We start from the raw sequence: 16,397 nt of genomic DNA, 5'->3' as shown, positions 1-16,397 counted from the left end.
CGCGGCGGCCTCAGCGGCCGGGGCCGAGGGGACGGCGGGCGCCGAGGCCGCGCGAGATCGCCCGGGCGGCGGTGCGCACCGCGGGGCCGAGCACGCGGGCGTCGGCGCCCTCCTGCGGGACGACGACCGAGACGGCGGCGGCGAGCCGGTCGGCCGCGCCGAACACCGGCGCGGCGACGGAGACGATCGGCCGGGGCACCCGGCGCCGGAAGTGGGCCATCCCCTCGCGGCGCACCTCGGCGAGCGTCCGGCGCAGCGTCGCCTCCGACACCGGGACCTGCTCGGGCTCGTGCAGCAGCGGGCGGGCCAGGTACTCCTCCTGCACCGCCGGGTCGGCGAAGGCCAGCAGCACCAGGCCGACCCCCGTGGAGTGCAGCGGCAGCCGCCCGCCCACCTGGTAGAGCACCGGGATGGCCGCGTGCGCCGACAGCCGCTCGAGCAGCACCGCGTCCCCGCCCTCGCGGACGGCGAGCAGCACGTGCTGGCGGGTGACCTCCTCGAGGTCGCCCAGGAACGGCATCGCGACCTGGCGCAGACCGCGGGCGCGGGGCGCGAGGGAGGCGACCTCCCACAGCCGCAGGCCGACCGTGAACCGGCCGTCGGCCCCGCGCTCCAGGGCGCCCCACGCCTGCAGCCGGCCGGCGAGCCGCAGCGCCGAGCTGGTCGGGATGCCGCTGCGCCGGGCCAGCTCGCCGAGGGTCAGCGACGGGTGCGCGGCGTCGAAGGCGCCGAGCAGCGCGAACGCGCGGTCGACCACCGGGTCGCCCTGCGGCGGCCGCTTGCCGCGGACGCGCGGCACCGCACCAGGGTCCTCGCTCACCGGAGGGCCACCGTGGCATCACCCGTGAGGTGCACACCACACTCGCTTTCCATTGTCCCTCGGCCTTGGTCTCCCAGCTGGCGAGCAGTCGCGTGCGCAGACCCAGGCGCCGGCAGGCGAGCAGCCCCAGCAGGGAGGCGAGCGTCATGATGCCGAAGCCGCCGGCCTGGATGCCGGCCAGGATGACGACCTCTCCGAACGTCGACCAGTGCATCGGGGTGTCGACCACGGCCAGGGCGCTCAGGCTCTTTGTCCCGTGCCGGGTTCAGTGGAGGCTTGGAACTGACGCGGCGACGGTGGCCGCCGCGGGGTTGTGCCGGTAGAAGACGTCCTCGTGCTCGGCCGGTGGGATCAGGCCGATCTCGCCGTGCAGACGCCGGTGGTTGAACCAGTCGATGTTCCCCCACTTCGTGGGAGGTGCCCCCATCGGCGACGGCGATCTCGAGGTCGTCGATGCCCCTCCAGGGGCCCTTGTTGCGGGTCAGCTCGGCTTTGAACAGCGAGTTGAACGCCTCGGCCTGGGCGTTGTCGTACGAGTCCCCGGTCGAGCCGACGGAGGCAATCGCCCCGGCGTCGGCGAGGCGCTGCGTGTAGCGCACGGCGAGGTGTTGCGACCCCTTCTCCGAGTGGTGGATGAGGCCGCCGAGGTCGCGGCCGGCCCGGCGGCGGGTCCAGATGCCCATCTCCAGGGCGTCGAGGGCCGGGTCGGTGCGCAGCGACTTTGACAGCTGCTAGCCGACCACTCGGCGGGAGAACACGTCGATGACGAAGGCGGCGTACACCCAGCCGGAGAACGTCCGGCAGTAGGTGATGTCAGCGACCCACAGCTGGTCTGGGCCGGTCGCGGCGAACGCCCGCTTCACCAGGTCCGGGCGGGTGTCCGGGCCAGCGCTCGGCACGGTTGTCCGCGGGCCTTTCGCCTGCATGATGCCGCGAGCCCCGCCGTGCGCATCAGCCGCTGCACGGTGCAGCGGGCCACCAAGTGGCCGCCGCGCGTGGCGTTCCGGCGTCCACCGCCACGGCTGCCACAGCCACGGGGCCTGTGCGCCGCGCGACTCAGCGGACGTTCCTCGCGGACAGGGCCGCCTCCGGCACGCGCGAGTACGGCCGTCCAACGCATTGCGCCGGCTGTCGTGGGCGTGTGCCGGAGGGTGCCGACGGCCAGCGCCACTGACTCGCGCTGACGCACTGTGCAGTACTCGTTCCCGATCGACGGCGACCCGCCGTACCCGGCGGCCTGCGGGGCGGCGACCCACCGGACGGCGCCGCACGTCGCGTGCCCTGCTCGCACGGGGTCGAGCAGGCGCCGGGGGAGGACGGCGGACTGCTTGCCGTCGGCCACGAGGTCGGCGTCGGTGACGTAGGAGGCCTTGTCGGAGCGCTGGCGAGCACCCGTCCGGAGAGAACTTCGGCGTGCTGCAGGGTGCCGACCGGCGGGAAGATCGAGGGGTATCTGGCGCAGTGTCTCGACTGATGGTGGGTTGAAGGCCCGCCCCGGCGCGTCCGCACCGAGTTCTCCGCGCGCTGGCTGTCGCCACGCCGGCCACCGAATCCCCTCGGAGACATCATGAAGCTCGGCCTCTACAACGCGATCCTGCACGACCGGCCCCTGCCGGACGCGCTCAGGGTCATTGCCGACCTCGGCCTCACCGGCATCGAGATCAACTCCGGCGGCTTTCTGCCCGCGGTGCACATCCCGACCTTCGACGACATCCTGATTAGCGACGCGGCCCGCGACGACTACCTCGCCCTCTTCGACGGGATGGGCGTCACCATCGCGGGACTGAACTGCAACGGGAACCCGCTGCACCCCAACCCGGAGATCCGCGAGAGGCATTCCGAGGACGTCCGGCGCTCCATCCGGCTGGCCAGCCGGCTCGGCCAGACCCGGGTGGTCACCATGTCCGGTCTGCCGGGAGGAGAGCCCGGCGCCACCCGTCCCAACTGGATCGTCAACGCCTGGAACTCCGCCGCGCTCGACGTCCTGGACTACCAGTGGGAGGTCGCGACCCCGTTCTGGAGGGGAATGGACGCGCTCGCCGGCGACCACGGGGTCAAGGTCGCGCTCGAGCTGCACCCGCAGAACCTGGTTTTCAACACCGGCGACGTGTACGAGCTCATCGACCGCACCGGTGCCCAGCACGTCGGCGTCGAGCTCGACGCGTCCCACCTGTTCTGGCAGCAGATGGACCCGATCTCGGTGACCCGCAAGCTGGGCCCGCTGGTCTATCAGGCCGCGGCGAAGGACGTGCGGATCAACGAGGACAACGTCGCTCTCTACGGGGTTCTCGACAACCGGTTTCGTCGGCTCGCCCCGGACGAGCCGCGGGTCAACCTCGGTGGCGACGAATGGGCGAACGAATGGCCGAAGGACTCCGCTTGGGACTTCGTGGCCCTCGGCAAGGGCCACGACGTCGGCTTCTGGACTGAGTGGCTCCGGGCGCTGTACGACATCGACCCCGGGATGCTGGTCAACATCGAGCACGAGGACGTCGAACTGGGCCGCATCGAAGGCATCCAGGTCGCCACCGAGGTGCTCAAGCAGGCCGACGCAGCCCTCGGAGCCGGCACCGGGTAGGACAGGGGGCGGCCGCGAGCCGTGAGGCGGTCCGCCACCGAATCGCTCCAGCCCCGTCCGCCGACCGGCCAAGGCTCGTCAGCGCGGTTGGAGGCCGGTCCCCGTCTGAGTCATGACCCATGGGCCGACCCCGATGGCGTCATGGTCACCGCACCGCTGACCAACCCGGTGAGGTCTGCTCCACCACTCAGCGGGACGTCACCACACGCTGCAGCGCTGCCGCCGGGTCCTGGGAGCCAACTCCGCCAACGCCCTGATGGCGGCGACCGCCCTCACGGGCGCTCTGCTTCGGCTGGGCAGAGTGCCGGCATCCCGGGCCTTGGGGGAGGACACGCTCCAGCGCAGCCGCCAAACCCTCGGTGATCACACAATCACTAATGCCGTCGAGCGCATCCTCGACGCTTGTAAAGCGCGGCGTGCCACCCCACCAACGACCTCGTGCATGGTTAGCGGCGGGCCGTCGTTGACCTGTCAGGGCAAGGTCCATCACGCGGTGGCACCGGCCGGAGACTCTCGGCGGCCGGGGAAGCGGGTCGGGTCGTGGGGCTCGTTCCTGGCTGGAGACCAGTCCGGCGACCGCAGGCAGCATCGTGTCGAGATGTTCGCGTCGGCCGAGGTGGCGCGAGAGGGCTCGCCAGTGCTTCAGGTGGCTGATGCCGTGCTCGACGTGGAATCGCTGTGCGGCGTGAGCCCGGCGTCGGCCTCGTGCGCGACCGTGGGGCTTCCGTATCGGTGTCCGAGGGGCGACGTGCCACGTGCGCACATGGCTCCGGCTCCGACGCGGGCCGGGGATATGCGGCTCGCGGTGGCTACGACCTCCGTCGTGACCGTGGCCGCGACTCGATAGGTGTACGCCACCGGCCTGCTGCCCTAGCCTCATCCGGTGGTCGATGAGCTCTCGGCCGCCGAGCACCAACAGCTCGCCTCGGTGACGTTCCTGGACGACGACTTCGTCGCCGCGCGACATCACCTGGAGTTGGCTTTCCGCGGATGGCGCAGGCTCCGGGAGCCGCGGAGGGCGGCGCGCGTCGCCGCGGAGCTGGCCGATCTGCACGGCAGCTGCCTGGACAACCTGGCCGCGTGCCAAGGGTGGGCTAACCGGGGGCGGCGGGTGCTGGTCCCGGTCGGACGGTGCGTGGAGCTCGGCTATCTGGAATTGCCTCTCGTCGCCTGTCTGGCGCCGGACGTGGACGCGCTCCTGGCCGCCGCAGACCGCGCACTGGAGCTGGCTCTCGAGTTCGCCGACCCCGATCTGGAGATCCGTGCGCTGGCCGATGGCGGCTACGCACTCGTCGCGCAGGGGCGGTTGCGTGAGGGGTTCGCCCGCCTGGACGAGGCCATGGCCGCTCTGTCCGGCGGTGAGGTGTCCAATCTGGCGATGGCAGGGACCGCATACTGCGCGCTGCTGTCGGCCTACGACCGTGTAGGAGACGTTCGGCGTGCCGAGGAGTGCAGCCGCGTCGTCCTGGGCGGGTGCTCGACCCGCTGGGCCGCCCGCGCGTCCTGCACGCGCACTGCCGGCTGGTCTACGGCTCGGTCCTGTGCACCGTCGGCCGGTGGACGGAGGGCGAGTCGGCACTGTTGGAGGTGTTGTCGGCGTTCGGGACGGCGGTCGGGCACCGCGGCGACGCCGCAACCCGGGTCGCGGGCCTGCGGTTGCTGCAGGGCCGCTTCGAGGAGGCAGGCGCGCTACTGCGGTCGGCCTTCACGGCTCGCTCGGCTGCCGAGCCGCTGGCGCGCCTCCACCTGATGACCGGGAACCCCGACCTGGCCGTCGGTGTAGCGCGTCGGGAGCTCAACGCCGTCGCCAGTGACCGGCTCCGCAACGGCGAGCTGCTCGGACTGCTCGTCGAGGCCGAGATCGCACGCGACGACGTCGCCGCCGCGATGGGCTGGGCTGCCAGGCTCAACGAGCTCGCTGAGGGGAGCGAGGACGCGGCGCTGCGCGCCCAGGCTCGCGTCGCCGTCGCGCGCGTCGCCGCCGCGCATCTGGATACACAGGCTGCCCTGAAGGCGTTCCAGGCGGCGCTGGGTCTCCTCGGCGACAGCAGGCCGCTGCTGAGCGCCACGGTGTCCATGGAGGTGGCCGAGGTCCTCACCCGCGCCGGTGACCGGGCGGCCGCGGTCGTCGAGGCACAGCGCGCGCTGGCCACGTTCGACCGGCTCGGCGCCAAGCTGCTCGCCGACCGGACCGGCGCCCTGTTGCGCTCACTCGGCAGCCGCTCACGGGGAATGGTGCGGGCTCCCGACGCGGCGGCGGCCGACCTCAGCCGGCGCGAGCGGGAGGTGCTCGAGCTGCTGCGCCAGGGCTTGACCAACGGCGAGATCGCCGCCCGTCTGTTCATCTCGGGACGGACCGCCGAGCACCACGTCGGCCGGGTGCTGAACAAGCTGGGCATGCGTTCGCGAGCGGAGGCGGCCGCGTTCGCAGTGGCGCACCTGAATGGGGGGTCGAGTACGTAGTCCAACCGATGTACCCGGGGTCAGGGCGGCGCATGGTCTACAGCCATGCAGACCACGACCGTCACCGAGATCGCCGACGGGATCTACCGCATCTCCACGTCGGTACCGGACGTGGCCCCGCCCGCCGGGTTCACGTTCAACCAGTTCCTCGTCGACGCCGACGAACCGCTGCTGTTCCACGCCGGCCACCGTCGGATGTTCCCGCTCATCGCTGAGGCAGTGACCCGCGTCCGTCCGGTCGAGGACCTCCGCTGGATCACCTTCGGACACGTCGAGGCGGACGAATGCGGAGCGATGAACGCCTGGCTCGCCGCCGCCCCGCACGCCGAGGTGGCGCACGGCGTCCTCGGCTGCCAGGTCTCGCTCGACGACATGTGCGACCGCCCACCGCGACCCCTGGCCGATGGCGAGGTGATCGACCTGGGCGGCAAGCGGGTGCGCCACCTCGACACCCCGCACGTCCCGCACGGCTGGGAGGCCCGGGTCCTCTACGAGGAGACGACCGGGACGCTGCTGTGCGGCGACCTGTTCACCCACATGGGCGACGGACCGGCGCTGGTGGAGACCGACGTCGTCGGACCCGCCATCGAGGCCGAGCTGCTGTTCCGGGCCATGACCCGTGCCCCGGCACGACCTCGATCCTGTCCCGGCTGGCCGACCTGGAGCCGACGACGCTCGCGTTGATGCACGGGTCCTCGTTCGCCGGTGACGGCGCCGGCGCCCTGCGCGAGCTCGCCGTGCAGCTCGACGCCCGGTTCCCTGCCTCGGCGTAGCCGAGCTCGGACCGGGCCGTGTCCGGGTGACCATGCCGACCGGGACACCTCAGCGGAGACGCATCGGTGTAGGCGTACCTGCTCCCGTCGCATTCCCACGGCTGTCCAGCCGTGGGGTTCGTATCGGTGTCCGAGGGGCGACGTGTCACATGCGCACCCGCCTGCTCCTGACCAGCCGAACCCGAGGCGCGCTCCTGCGGGCGCGGAGTGGGCACCCTCACGGCTCGCCGCGGGCCTGAGTCGGGTCGCCCTGCGGTGGTAGACGGCTCAGGGCCGGCGGAAGGCGCTGGGCGGTGCGAGGCCTCGGGCCGAGGTCTGCGGCTCCGGCCCCGACGCGCTCGGGGAGGCTGCTCGGCAGGCGCTGGACGTCGCGGACCTAGGGCCCTTCCTCGCGCGGTCCCCCCGTGGTCACGTCACGGCGTACGTCTGCGCGTTCGTGGCATCCCCACGTGGCGAGACCCTCGGGGCCTCATCGCCGGACGAGCAGTGGCCACGTGCCGACCACCGCCGGCCCTCCGGCCACCCCGGTGGGACGGTGGAGGGAGGTGTCGAACCCGGTGAGCGTCATGCCGACGGGGGCGCCCCTGGTGGGGCGTGACGACGACCTCCACCGCTTTACCGAGGTCCTGCAGGGCGTGATCGGCCACCGGCACCCTGCCGTCGTGTTCGTCACCGGTGAGGGCGGCGTGGGCAAGTCGCGGTTCATCCAGGAGGCGGTGGCCGTCGCTCGCGGTCGTGGCGTGCTGACCCTGCACGGCACGGCCGGTCCGCTCCAGCGCGACCTCTCCTACGCACCCCTGGTGGAGGCGCTGCGGCCACTCCTGCGTGGCACCGGTCCCAGCGGGCGCGCCCGGATCGAGGCCCTGCTGGAGGGACTGTCGGACCTGGCCCGGCTCTTCGACGGGCTGCCGCTCGCGCCACCCCAGCCGTTGAACGACCTCGGGCTGGAGCGCACCCGCCTGTTCGAGGCCGTCACCCGGCTGCTCGACCGCGCGGCCTCCGAACGGCCCGTCGTGCTGGTCCTCGACGACCTGCACTGGGCCGATCCGGCATCGCTGGGGCTCCTCCACTACGCCGTTCGTGGTCTCATCGGGCGACCCGTGCTGTTCCTTCTGGCCTTCCGCGAGGCCGAGGCCGATACCCCGCTGCGCGACCTCGTCGCGGCCCTGCGATGCGGCGTCGGCTTCACGGAGTTCTCGCTCCGACCGCTGGACAGCGCCTCGGTCGACGCCCTGGCTCGGGCCACGCTCGGCGGCGCGGTGCCCAGCAGGCTCGTGGAGGTGCTCACGCAGCGGACCGGAGGCGTTCCCCTGTTCGTCGGAGCCGTGATCACCAGGTTGGTCGAGGACGGGACGCTGTTCCGCTCCGGGGGCCGCTGGGTGCTGGGGCCGGAGACCGCCGAAGCGGTGCCTACAGCGGTGCGATCGCTCCTCGGCGGGCGGATCGAACGTCTGCCCGGGGCGGCGCGCGCAGCGCTCGACGCCCTCGCTGTCTGCGGCGGCAGCGCGCCGGCCGACGTCCTCGCCGCCATCGTCGACGAGGACTCGATGTCCACCGGCCTCGACCTGCTCTGCCAGTCGGGACTGGCCGACCAGGAGTTCACGGACAGGGGGGTCGCCTACCGCGTGACCCACCCCATGCTGACGGAGGTCGGCCTGGAGTTGCTCCCTGCGGGCGCACGGCGGCGGCGGCACGCGGCGGCGGCGCGCGCCTGGCAGCAGGCTGTCCCCGAGGACCTCGGCACCATCGCGTTCCACGTCTGCGGTGCCGGCAACGAGGTGGACCCGGAGTACGCGCTCGACGTCCTCCTCCGGGCGGGCGCCGAGGCGCTGTCCCGGCGAGCCGGTGAGGAGACGGCTGTCGCCGCCCGGGCGGCCCTCCTGGCGGCCGCGGCGAGCTCCCGCGACGAGCTGCGTGGACCGTTGTTGGAGCGGCTGGCCCAGGGGGAGGAACTGGTCGGGCGGCTGGCGCGGGCTCGCGACGCCTGGCGGGCGGCCGCCGAAGCGGGAGGCCGCGGTGATCCGGGCGAGGACGGCGTCGAGCGGGCACGCCGGCTGCACCGTGCCGCGCTCACCGGCTGGGACCTGGGTCGCTTTCCGGAGGCTCTCCGCGACCTCGACGAGGCCGACGTGGCGCTGGTGGGCCTCCCGCCCGGTCCCGTGCACGTGTCCGTGCTGGAGACCAGGGCGCGGCTGGCACTCCGCCGTGGCGACGCAGCCGCCCAGCGCCGCCACGCCGCCGCGCTGGCGGCGATCGTGGAGGTCACCGGCTCGCCGCGGGCCCGGGTGGTCGCCACCATGATCGACTTCCAGCTGGCCGGGATGGAGCGGCGGCTCGGTGATGCCATGGAGTGCATGCCCCGCATGCTGGAGCAGGCCGAGGCCCTGGGCGATCCGGTGCTGAACAGCGCGGCGCACCGACTGGCGTGCCTCTCGACGCTGGCCTCGGACGGCGCGGACGCCGCCTGGCAGCGGGCGGAGGACGGCTTGGAGCTGGCCCGTTCGATCGGAGTGCCGACCCTGGAGGTCATGCACCTGGTGGACCGCGGCTACGCCGGCTTCCTGGCCGGCCGCTGGGACGAGGCGCTCGACGACTTCGCCGGCGCGTTGGAGTTGGCGGAGCGCACCGGCCTGGCCCGCGGCGCCACCTTCGCGCTCACCGGGGATGCCATGGTCCTGGCTCAGCGCGGCCGTCTCGACGAGGCTGCCCACCGGGCTGCGGAGGCGACCGACCGCCTCGGCGCGGGCTCCGCTTTCGAGTTCCACGGTCTCGCTCTGCTGGAGCTCGCAAAGGCCCGGATCGCCATGGCCCGGGGGCAGTACGCGCAGGCGGTCGAGCACGCACGCCGCAGCGTCGGGCAGGGGTTCACCCGCGTACCGGCGCTGCTCGTGCTGGCCAGTGCTGGTCTGGCGGCCGGAGACCAGGGCGTGGCGCAGACCGCGGTAGCCGATCTGGCCGGCATCGATCCCGCCGCGCCGTACCCGAGCGCCGTGGCGGACTGGGCCGCAGGTCGGCTCCGCGGGGATCCGGACGTGCTGGCGTCGGCCGCGGCCGCCCTCACCGGCCTCGGGGTGGCCTACGAGGCCGCGGTGGCCCAACTGGACCGCGCGGAGGTCCTCGCCGGCCGGGCCGCCGGGCCAGAGACCTCGGCCCGTACCGAGGCCGCCGCGGAAGCCGCTGCCGCGCTGTGCGAGCTGGACCGCATGGGGGCCAAGCCCCAGGCCGACCGGGCGCGGCAGCTGCTGCGGTCACTGGGTCAGCGCACGCTTCCACCCCCGGCCGGTCCCCGGGACACGGTCGGGCTCACGCGCCGGGAGGAGGAGGTGGTGAGGCTCGTCGCGACCGGGCTCAGCAACGCCGCGATCGCCGAGCGTCTGTTCATCAGCCAGCGGACGGTCACCACGCACCTGCAGCACGTCTACGCCCGCCTCGACCTCCGGACGAGGGCCGCCCTCACCCGATACGTCGACCAGGAGCTGACCGAGCCGGGACGGGACGGCGTCCGGAATACGTAGTTCCGCCGATGCCGGATGCCCTACGTAACGGGCCACCGTGGACGCACCCAACCGGAGGTGCCGCCATGACCACGACCACCGGCCGGCCGAGGAGCGCACAGCAGGACGGCCTCATCGGAACCGGCGAACCCGACCTGGTCCTCCCGCTGCAGGAGGCCACCGACCTCCGCCTGGCCGGCCGCAAGGCCGCGACCCTGGCGGTCCTCGCCGCGGCCGGGTGCCCCGTGCCTCCGGGCGTCGTCCTCTCCACTACGGCCTTCGGCCGGGCCGTGGCAGCGGGCGGAGGCGGGCCGGACCCCTGCGGCCTGCGCGTGCCCGACGACGTGGGGGCAGCGCTGGCGTCAGCGGTCGCCCGGTGGGGCGACGTGCCGCTCGCCGTCCGCTCCTCCGCCGTCGATGAGGACCTTGCCGACGCGTCCTACGCCGGCCTCTACACCACGGTCCTCGACGTCCGCGGAACGGCCGCCCTCCTCGACGCCGTGCGCCGGTGCTGGGAGTCAGCCTCCTCCACCGGGATCGTGGCTTACCGCCAGGCGCGGGAGGAGCGGTACCGCACAGGCATGGCGGTGCTCGTGCAACCCATGCTCCGGCCGGCCGCCGCCGGGGTGGCGTTCACCGCGGACCCGGTCACCGGCGAGCGGGACGTCGTCGTCATCGACGCCGTCCCCGGTACCGCCGAGGCGCTGGTGTCCGGGGAGGAGACACCGGAGCGCTGGGCCGTCCGCGGCAGCGGTCCCGAGCTCTCCGGGCCGCGGCCGGGCTCTCCGGAGCCGGTGTTGACGCCCGGGCTGGCCTCGGCCGTCGCCGACCTCGCGCGGCAGGTCGAGGCCCACCGCGGCGGCCGGTCGCAGGACGTCGAGTGGGCGGTCGAGGGGGACCGGGTCTGGTTGCTCCAGGCACGGCCGGTCACCGGGCTGCCCGACCGGCCGCCGACCCCGGTCGAGGTGCCGGTTGAGGTCCCCGGGGGCTTCTGGGTGCGGGAGTCCACCCACTCGGCGCTGCCGTGGACCAGGATGACCCGCGAGGTCCTCGCGCCGCGCAACCGTGGGTTGCGGAAGTGGGCCGAGGACACCGGCCTCCTCATTGACGGCGGGGAGGTCCGGGACATCGGCGGGTGGGAGTACGTGCGGATCGTCCCGCTCGGCGGCAAGGAGCCGCCACCGCTGCCGGCCTGGGCCGCCCCCATCGCGTTCCGCGTGGTCCCGGCAGTGCGCCGCCGGACACGGCAGGCGGCGGCCGCCGCCCGGGACGACATCCCGATGCAGCTGCTCCGGCGCTGGTCGGCGCAGTGGCGTCCGCAGTTGGCGGGGCGGATCGCGGCGCTGCGCGGGGTGGACCTGCCCACGTTGGACGACGCGGCGCTCGAGGCGCACCTGCGGGCCGTGCTCGACCTCACGGAGGAGGGCTACGTCGTGCACTTCCGGCTGCACGGCGCTCTCATGATGGTGCTCGGCGACCTCGCTTCCACCTGCCGTGAGTTGCTGGCCTGGCCTGATGACCGGTGGCTGGACCTGGTCGCCGGGACGTCGGCCACCTCCACGGCCCCGGGAAGGGCACTGGCCCGGATTGCCATGACCGTGGCCGAGCGTCCGGACCTGCGCCGGCTGGTCACCGACGGCGCGCCCAGCGAGGTCGTGCTCGCGGCCGATCCGGAGTTCGCCACCGAGTTCGCGGACTACCAGGAGGAGTTCGGCTGCCGGGTGCTCAGTTACGAGCTGGCCGAGGAGTCGCTCGACGAGCGGCCGGAGCTTGTGCTGGGGTTGCTCCGCGACCAGCTGACGACCGGGTATGACCCGGCCCGGCACGACGAGGAGCTGGCTCGTCGACGGCGCGCGGCGGCCGACGAGGCGCGGGCGCGGCTGGCCGGCCGTTCGCCGGCGGACCGGGAGCGCTTCGAGTCGGAGCTGCGCCGCGCGCTGGAGGCCTACCCGGTCCGCGAGGACAACGAGTTCTTCACCATGAGCGCGCCCCTGGCCCAGGCCCGACGGGCGGTCCTCGAGGTGGGTTCGCGGCTGGCCTCGCGCGGCTCGCTCGAGCGCCCGGACGACGTCTTCCACCTGGAGCCCGGTGAGCTGCTGGAGTCGCTGCGGGAGGGGATTGACCGGCTCGCCCTCGTGGCGCGGCGGCGTGGCGAGCGGGCGTGGGTGCTGGCTCACCCCGGGCCGGCCAGCTACGGCCGGGCTCCCTCGGGGCCGCCACCACTGTCGGCCATGCCCGCTGCGGCCCGCCGGGCGATGGAGCGCTTCCTGTGGCTGTTCGACCAGCTCCTGGGAAAGGAGGACGAGCGGCTCCCGGCCGGGCCAGGAGCCGGCGCCGTCCGCGGCATCCCGGCCTCCGCGGGTACCTACACCGGGCCGGTGCGCGTGATCCGGACGGAGGCGGAGTTCGACCGGCTGCGCGGCGGGGACGTGCTGGTCTGCCCCGTGACCTCGCCGGTCTGGTCGGTGCTCTTCCCGCTCGTCGGCGCGCTGGTCACCGACGCCGGCGGGACCCTGTCCCACCCGGCGATCATCGCCCGCGAGTTCGGCGTGCCGGCCGTCATCGCCACCCGCGACGGGACCTCGCGGCTCCGCGACGGTCAGCTGGTCACGGTGGACGGCGGGACCGGCACCGTGCAGGTGCGGTCGTGACCGCGGTAGCGCGCGCGGGTGCCCGGACCGTCGGTGGGGCGGACGGCGGCTCGTCGGCCTCCGCAGAGGCGGTGATCGCCCGGCTCCACGACGCCTTCTCGATCGCGGAGGTGGTGCGCGCCGCCGAGCGGACCGGCGTGACGGCGTTCCTCGCACGCGCCGGGGCCTCGTCAGCCGCGGAGGTCGCCGACGCGTGCGGGCTCGTCGCCGTCCCGACCGGCCGGTTGCTCACGGCGTTGGCGGAGCTCGGGGTCCTGGTGCCGTGCCCACCGGATCGCTTCCGACCCCTCGTTGACCTGACACGGTGGTCGACGGTGATGGCGAGCTCGTGGGCGTCGCTCGAGGCATGCCTCCGGTCCGGTCGACCGACGGTCAGTGCCGACACGGCCGCCGGTGCCGCCGAGTTCTACCCCACGGTCGTCCCCCGGCTCGCGGACCGGTTCTCGACTGCGGCGTCATCGATGGCCCGGCTGCTCGCTCCGTTCGCCGGACGTGTGCTGGACGTGGGTGCCGGTGCAGCTCCATGGAGTGCCGCCCTGGCAGCAGCAGATCCCGGTGTGCGGGTCACCTGCCTCGACCTCCCGCAGGTGCTGGCCGAGACGCGGCGTTGCGTCGCGGCGGCGGGGCTGGCGGAGAGGTTCGACTACCTCCCCGGGGACGTCTTCACCATGTCTCTCCCGGCACCGGTCTACGACCTCGTGCTGCTCGGGAACGTGTGTCACCTGTTCGACCCGGCGACGAACGCGTTGCTGCTGCGGCGGCTCCGCGACACCCTCGTACCCGGCGGGACCTTGGCGATCGTCGACGTGCTGCCCTCCGCGGACCCGGCGGCTCGCGTCCGGGTAGCGCTCTACGAGTTGGGATTGCTGCTGCGGACCACGCGGGGCCAGGTGTACTCGATCGAGGACTACGAGGCGTGGGCGTGGGCGGCTGGCTTCCGTGAGCTGAGCACTCGACTCCTCGATGGCCCGGTGGACGCCGGCCTCATTACGGCGAGGGTTCCGGACGATCGTGCCCTGCGGCAGCGATCGCGGACCTCGGTCGAGGTCGGATGACGACGCGATCTCGCCGTCGTCGATGACTCCGCCGGGTGCGTGGCACCGGTGACCAATGGCATCAGAACCGACTCGCAGGCATATACAGGCACATAGCGCACCGTCGATGATCTCTGCGTGCGGCATGGGGTGGGGAGTGGCCACGGGGCGCCTCATTGCATCCGCGTCTTGGTTCACGGGCGGGAGGTGGCGGAGGGCGACCAGACCCCACAGGAAGGAGGGGTCGGCGACCCGCCGCATGACCCTCCGAGCCACCGTCACGCTGAGCTACGGTGGCTTCCAAGCGATCCAAGCGGCCTTCGCCGGGGCGCGAGATCGGGACTTGACCACCTTTTGACCACCATTGGGGCCTGTTCAGCGCCGTCCGCCTCCGTTCGCTGTCGTTCCGTATGCCGCTTGGCCTGCGCAGATGAACTCAGGCGGACACGCACGGACCCACGGCCGACGGCTGGGGGTCAAGGGGTCGCAGGTTCACATCGTGTCAGCCCGACAGTGAAACGGCGGGTCAGAGGCGGGTCGCTCCTTCGGACCGACCCGCCTCTCGCGTGAGTACGGCAACCGCACCGCAACCGGAACCACCTCCGCGGCCGCTCGCGTGACGAAGCACCGCACGTCACCGTGCCGGGTCGGCACCATGACGGTCTCCGGCGCGGCGACGTCGCGACTCGTCAGGGAGACGGAGGGGGCCCTGACTCATCGGGTGGCGACCGTGGAGGAGGCGAGCCTCGAGTGCGTCGGTGACCTTGGTCAGGGGAGAGCTCATGGCGACGTGCCTCGCAGTCGGGTGTGGTGGGGGGACGTCCCCGGTCCCGGGCACCCGGGGCGGAGGCCGAACGGCTGACCGCTCCGGCGATCACCGACGGCACCAGCGGAACGGCCGGCCAGCGCGAGCGGCTCAGGCCTCCGTGCGCAGGCGCATGGACGCCGGCCAGATGCCGTGCCGACCAGGGGCGAGGATGCCGTTGGGGTCGACCGCGTCCTTGATCTTCTCCACGAAACGGCGGTAGGCGTGGTTGTTGAAGGTGAACTGGTCCGAGGCCAGATCCATGAAGTCCAGGTGCGCCCGGTACTCACCCATGCCGCGCTTGCCCGCTTCCCGCACCATGAGCTTGCAGGCGTCGTACGCCCGTCGGGTCTGGGCCTCGTCCGACGCATCGAAGATCATCATGACGACGTTGACCATGGAACGAGCGCTGACGTTGAACATGGCCACCTGGTAGTCCAGGCCGGCCTCGCGCTCGATCAGGTCGCGCAGGAAGCGGTTGGCCTCGACGCCGTCCTCGCTGCTCAGCGCGACGACGGGAGAAAAGGAGAGGTGCCCGCCGTTGTCGCTGCCGCCGTACCAGCCGACCACGTTGTAGATGTCCATGTTGGGGACACCGCCGACGATGCGCTCGGCGTAGCTCTGCCGCTCCGGGACCTCGGCGAACGGGATCGGCTCACCGGTCACCTGGACACCGGGGATCGCCTCGAAAGCAGCCTTCACCTTGGCGAAGTTGTGCTCGACCACCACCCGGTCGCCCCACAGTGCACCGCGGCCGGACCAGCGCCCGATCCCCGTCTCCTGGGCGATGCGGTCGATCGTCGCGTCGTCCAACGGCGCCTCGGAGTCCGTCCACTCGCTCCGCCGGGTCAGCACCGAGGCGAGCAGCAGGGTGTTGCGGAGGGAGGGGATGCCCTGGATGGTGCCGTCCAGGCGCAGGCGCCGGAGGGTGTCCAGGAGGGGACCGAGGGCGTCCTCCGTCTCCGCCTTCACGTTCCACGGGTGCAGGACCTCGGGCTTGGGGTAGAGCCAGACGCCCATCTTCGTCACGATGCCGTAGTTCGACTGGATGAACAGCGGGTCGAGAGTCGGCCCGAGGCCACGCTTGTAGAGGTGCCAGGTCTTGTTGCCCTCCATGGCGCCCATGCCGGTCCGCAGCAGGGACCCGTCGGCGAGGACGACCTCCATGCCGCACGGTGCACCGAAGTCCTGACCCTGCGGCCCGTACGTGATCCCGTTGTCCATGGCGTTGCCGACGACGCTGCCCCAGCCGAGGTCCGCGATCGAGGCGAACAGCTGATGGCCGCCCGCCTCCAGCGCGTCGTAGAGGTCGAACCACCGGACGCCGGGTTCGACGACGGCATAGGCCAGGTCCTCGTTGATCTCGAGCACCTTGTTCATCTCGCGCAGGCTGACCACCACCGAACCGCGGATGCGCGGAGCGGGACCGCCGTACCCGTTGTTCCGACCCTGGCTGTGCGTGTACAGGGGGATGCGGTGCTCGTTGGCCGCCCGGACCACCGCCTGCACCTCCTCGGTGCTCGTCGGCAGGACGGCAGCCGACGCCGTGTAGTCGTCCCAGGTCTCGTAGGCGTAGGGGTCGCGGTACTCCCGCAGCGCCGCCTCGGTGGTCAGGATCCGCTCGGCCGGAAGGGCCTCGGCGAGCTGGGCGAGGAAACGGTCGAACTGTTCGGGCTCCACACCCGGTGGGAGATGGCGGGCCGGCGTTGCGTCCTGGGCTGCGAGATCGGTCGACATCGATGTCCTCCTGGGAGCGGAGCCGGCGGCGGTGCCGTCGAG

General features: G+C 72.8%; 11 protein-coding genes. 7 read left to right on the top strand and 4 right to left on the bottom strand.

Annotated elements, in window-relative coordinates:
- Positions 1-10: 10 nt before the first annotated feature.
- The 3 genes from ACU616_RS24100 to ACU616_RS24090 form a co-directional block, all read right to left on the bottom strand.
- Positions 11-820, bottom strand: a complete 810-nt coding sequence (locus tag ACU616_RS24100) for an IclR family transcriptional regulator (RefSeq protein ID WP_446760930.1) — start codon at positions 818-820, stop codon at positions 11-13.
- Between the two features lie 265 nt (positions 821-1,085).
- The gene (locus ACU616_RS24095) at positions 1,086-1,247 is read right to left on the bottom strand and encodes a hypothetical protein (RefSeq protein ID WP_446760929.1); all 162 of its coding nucleotides are present in this window, start codon (positions 1,245-1,247) and stop codon (positions 1,086-1,088) included.
- 304 nt (positions 1,248-1,551) lie between these two features.
- Entirely contained in the window at positions 1,552-1,719 is a 168-nt protein-coding gene (locus ACU616_RS24090; RefSeq protein WP_446760928.1) for a DDE-type integrase/transposase/recombinase, read from the bottom strand.
- A gap of 668 nt (positions 1,720-2,387) precedes the next feature.
- Between ACU616_RS24090 and ACU616_RS24085 the strand changes: the two genes are divergently transcribed.
- The 7 genes from ACU616_RS24085 (at position 2,388) to ACU616_RS24055 (ending at position 13,834) form a co-directional block, all read left to right on the top strand.
- Positions 2,388-3,398, top strand: a complete 1,011-nt coding sequence (locus tag ACU616_RS24085; RefSeq protein WP_446760927.1) for a sugar phosphate isomerase/epimerase family protein — start codon at positions 2,388-2,390, stop codon at positions 3,396-3,398.
- Between the two features lie 256 nt (positions 3,399-3,654).
- Entirely contained in the window at positions 3,655-4,245 is a 591-nt protein-coding gene (locus tag ACU616_RS24080) for a hypothetical protein (RefSeq protein ID WP_446760926.1), read from the top strand.
- Between the two features lie 626 nt (positions 4,246-4,871).
- Positions 4,872-5,861, top strand: coding sequence for a helix-turn-helix transcriptional regulator (locus ACU616_RS24075; RefSeq protein WP_446760925.1), 990 nt, complete (start codon positions 4,872-4,874; stop codon positions 5,859-5,861).
- Between the two features lie 45 nt (positions 5,862-5,906).
- The gene (locus tag ACU616_RS24070) at positions 5,907-6,545 is read left to right on the top strand and encodes an MBL fold metallo-hydrolase (RefSeq protein WP_446760924.1); all 639 of its coding nucleotides are present in this window, start codon (positions 5,907-5,909) and stop codon (positions 6,543-6,545) included.
- A gap of 655 nt (positions 6,546-7,200) precedes the next feature.
- Positions 7,201-10,149: an ATP-binding protein gene (locus tag ACU616_RS24065; RefSeq protein ID WP_446761527.1), complete on the top strand. Its 2,949-nt coding sequence runs from the start codon at positions 7,201-7,203 to the stop codon at positions 10,147-10,149.
- Between the two features lie 65 nt (positions 10,150-10,214).
- A complete protein-coding gene (locus tag ACU616_RS24060; protein WP_446760923.1) occupies positions 10,215-12,779 on the top strand; it encodes a PEP/pyruvate-binding domain-containing protein in 2,565 nt (854 codons plus the stop codon).
- A 71-nt stretch (positions 12,780-12,850) separates the two neighbouring features.
- Positions 12,851-13,834: a methyltransferase gene (locus ACU616_RS24055; protein ID WP_446760922.1), complete on the top strand. Its 984-nt coding sequence runs from the start codon at positions 12,851-12,853 to the stop codon at positions 13,832-13,834.
- An 895-nt stretch (positions 13,835-14,729) separates the two neighbouring features.
- On the opposite strand, the gene ACU616_RS24050 is transcribed toward ACU616_RS24055, so the two are convergent.
- Complete coding sequence (locus ACU616_RS24050) at positions 14,730-16,355, bottom strand: FAD-binding oxidoreductase (RefSeq protein WP_446760921.1); 1,626 nt, start codon at positions 16,353-16,355, stop codon at positions 14,730-14,732.
- Positions 16,356-16,397: the final 42 nt, after the last annotated feature.

It is taken from the genome of Geodermatophilus sp. URMC 62 (genome assembly GCF_052931475.1).
This window is presented reverse-complemented; position numbering and strand designations above follow the sequence as displayed.

Coding starts and splice junctions, on each gene's coding strand:
- ACU616_RS24070 (WP_446760924.1), top strand. CDS start 5,907: ATGCAGACCACGACCGTCACCGAGATCGCCGACGGGATCTACCGCATC.
- ACU616_RS24050 (WP_446760921.1), bottom strand. CDS start 16,355: ATGTCGACCGATCTCGCAGCCCAGGACGCAACGCCGGCCCGCCATCTC.
- ACU616_RS24060 (WP_446760923.1), top strand. CDS start 10,215: ATGACCACGACCACCGGCCGGCCGAGGAGCGCACAGCAGGACGGCCTC.
- ACU616_RS24065 (WP_446761527.1), top strand. CDS start 7,201: ATGCCGACGGGGGCGCCCCTGGTGGGGCGTGACGACGACCTCCACCGC.
- ACU616_RS24085 (WP_446760927.1), top strand. CDS start 2,388: ATGAAGCTCGGCCTCTACAACGCGATCCTGCACGACCGGCCCCTGCCG.
- ACU616_RS24095 (WP_446760929.1), bottom strand. CDS start 1,247: ATGGGGGCACCTCCCACGAAGTGGGGGAACATCGACTGGTTCAACCAC.
- ACU616_RS24080 (WP_446760926.1), top strand. CDS start 3,655: ATGGCGGCGACCGCCCTCACGGGCGCTCTGCTTCGGCTGGGCAGAGTG.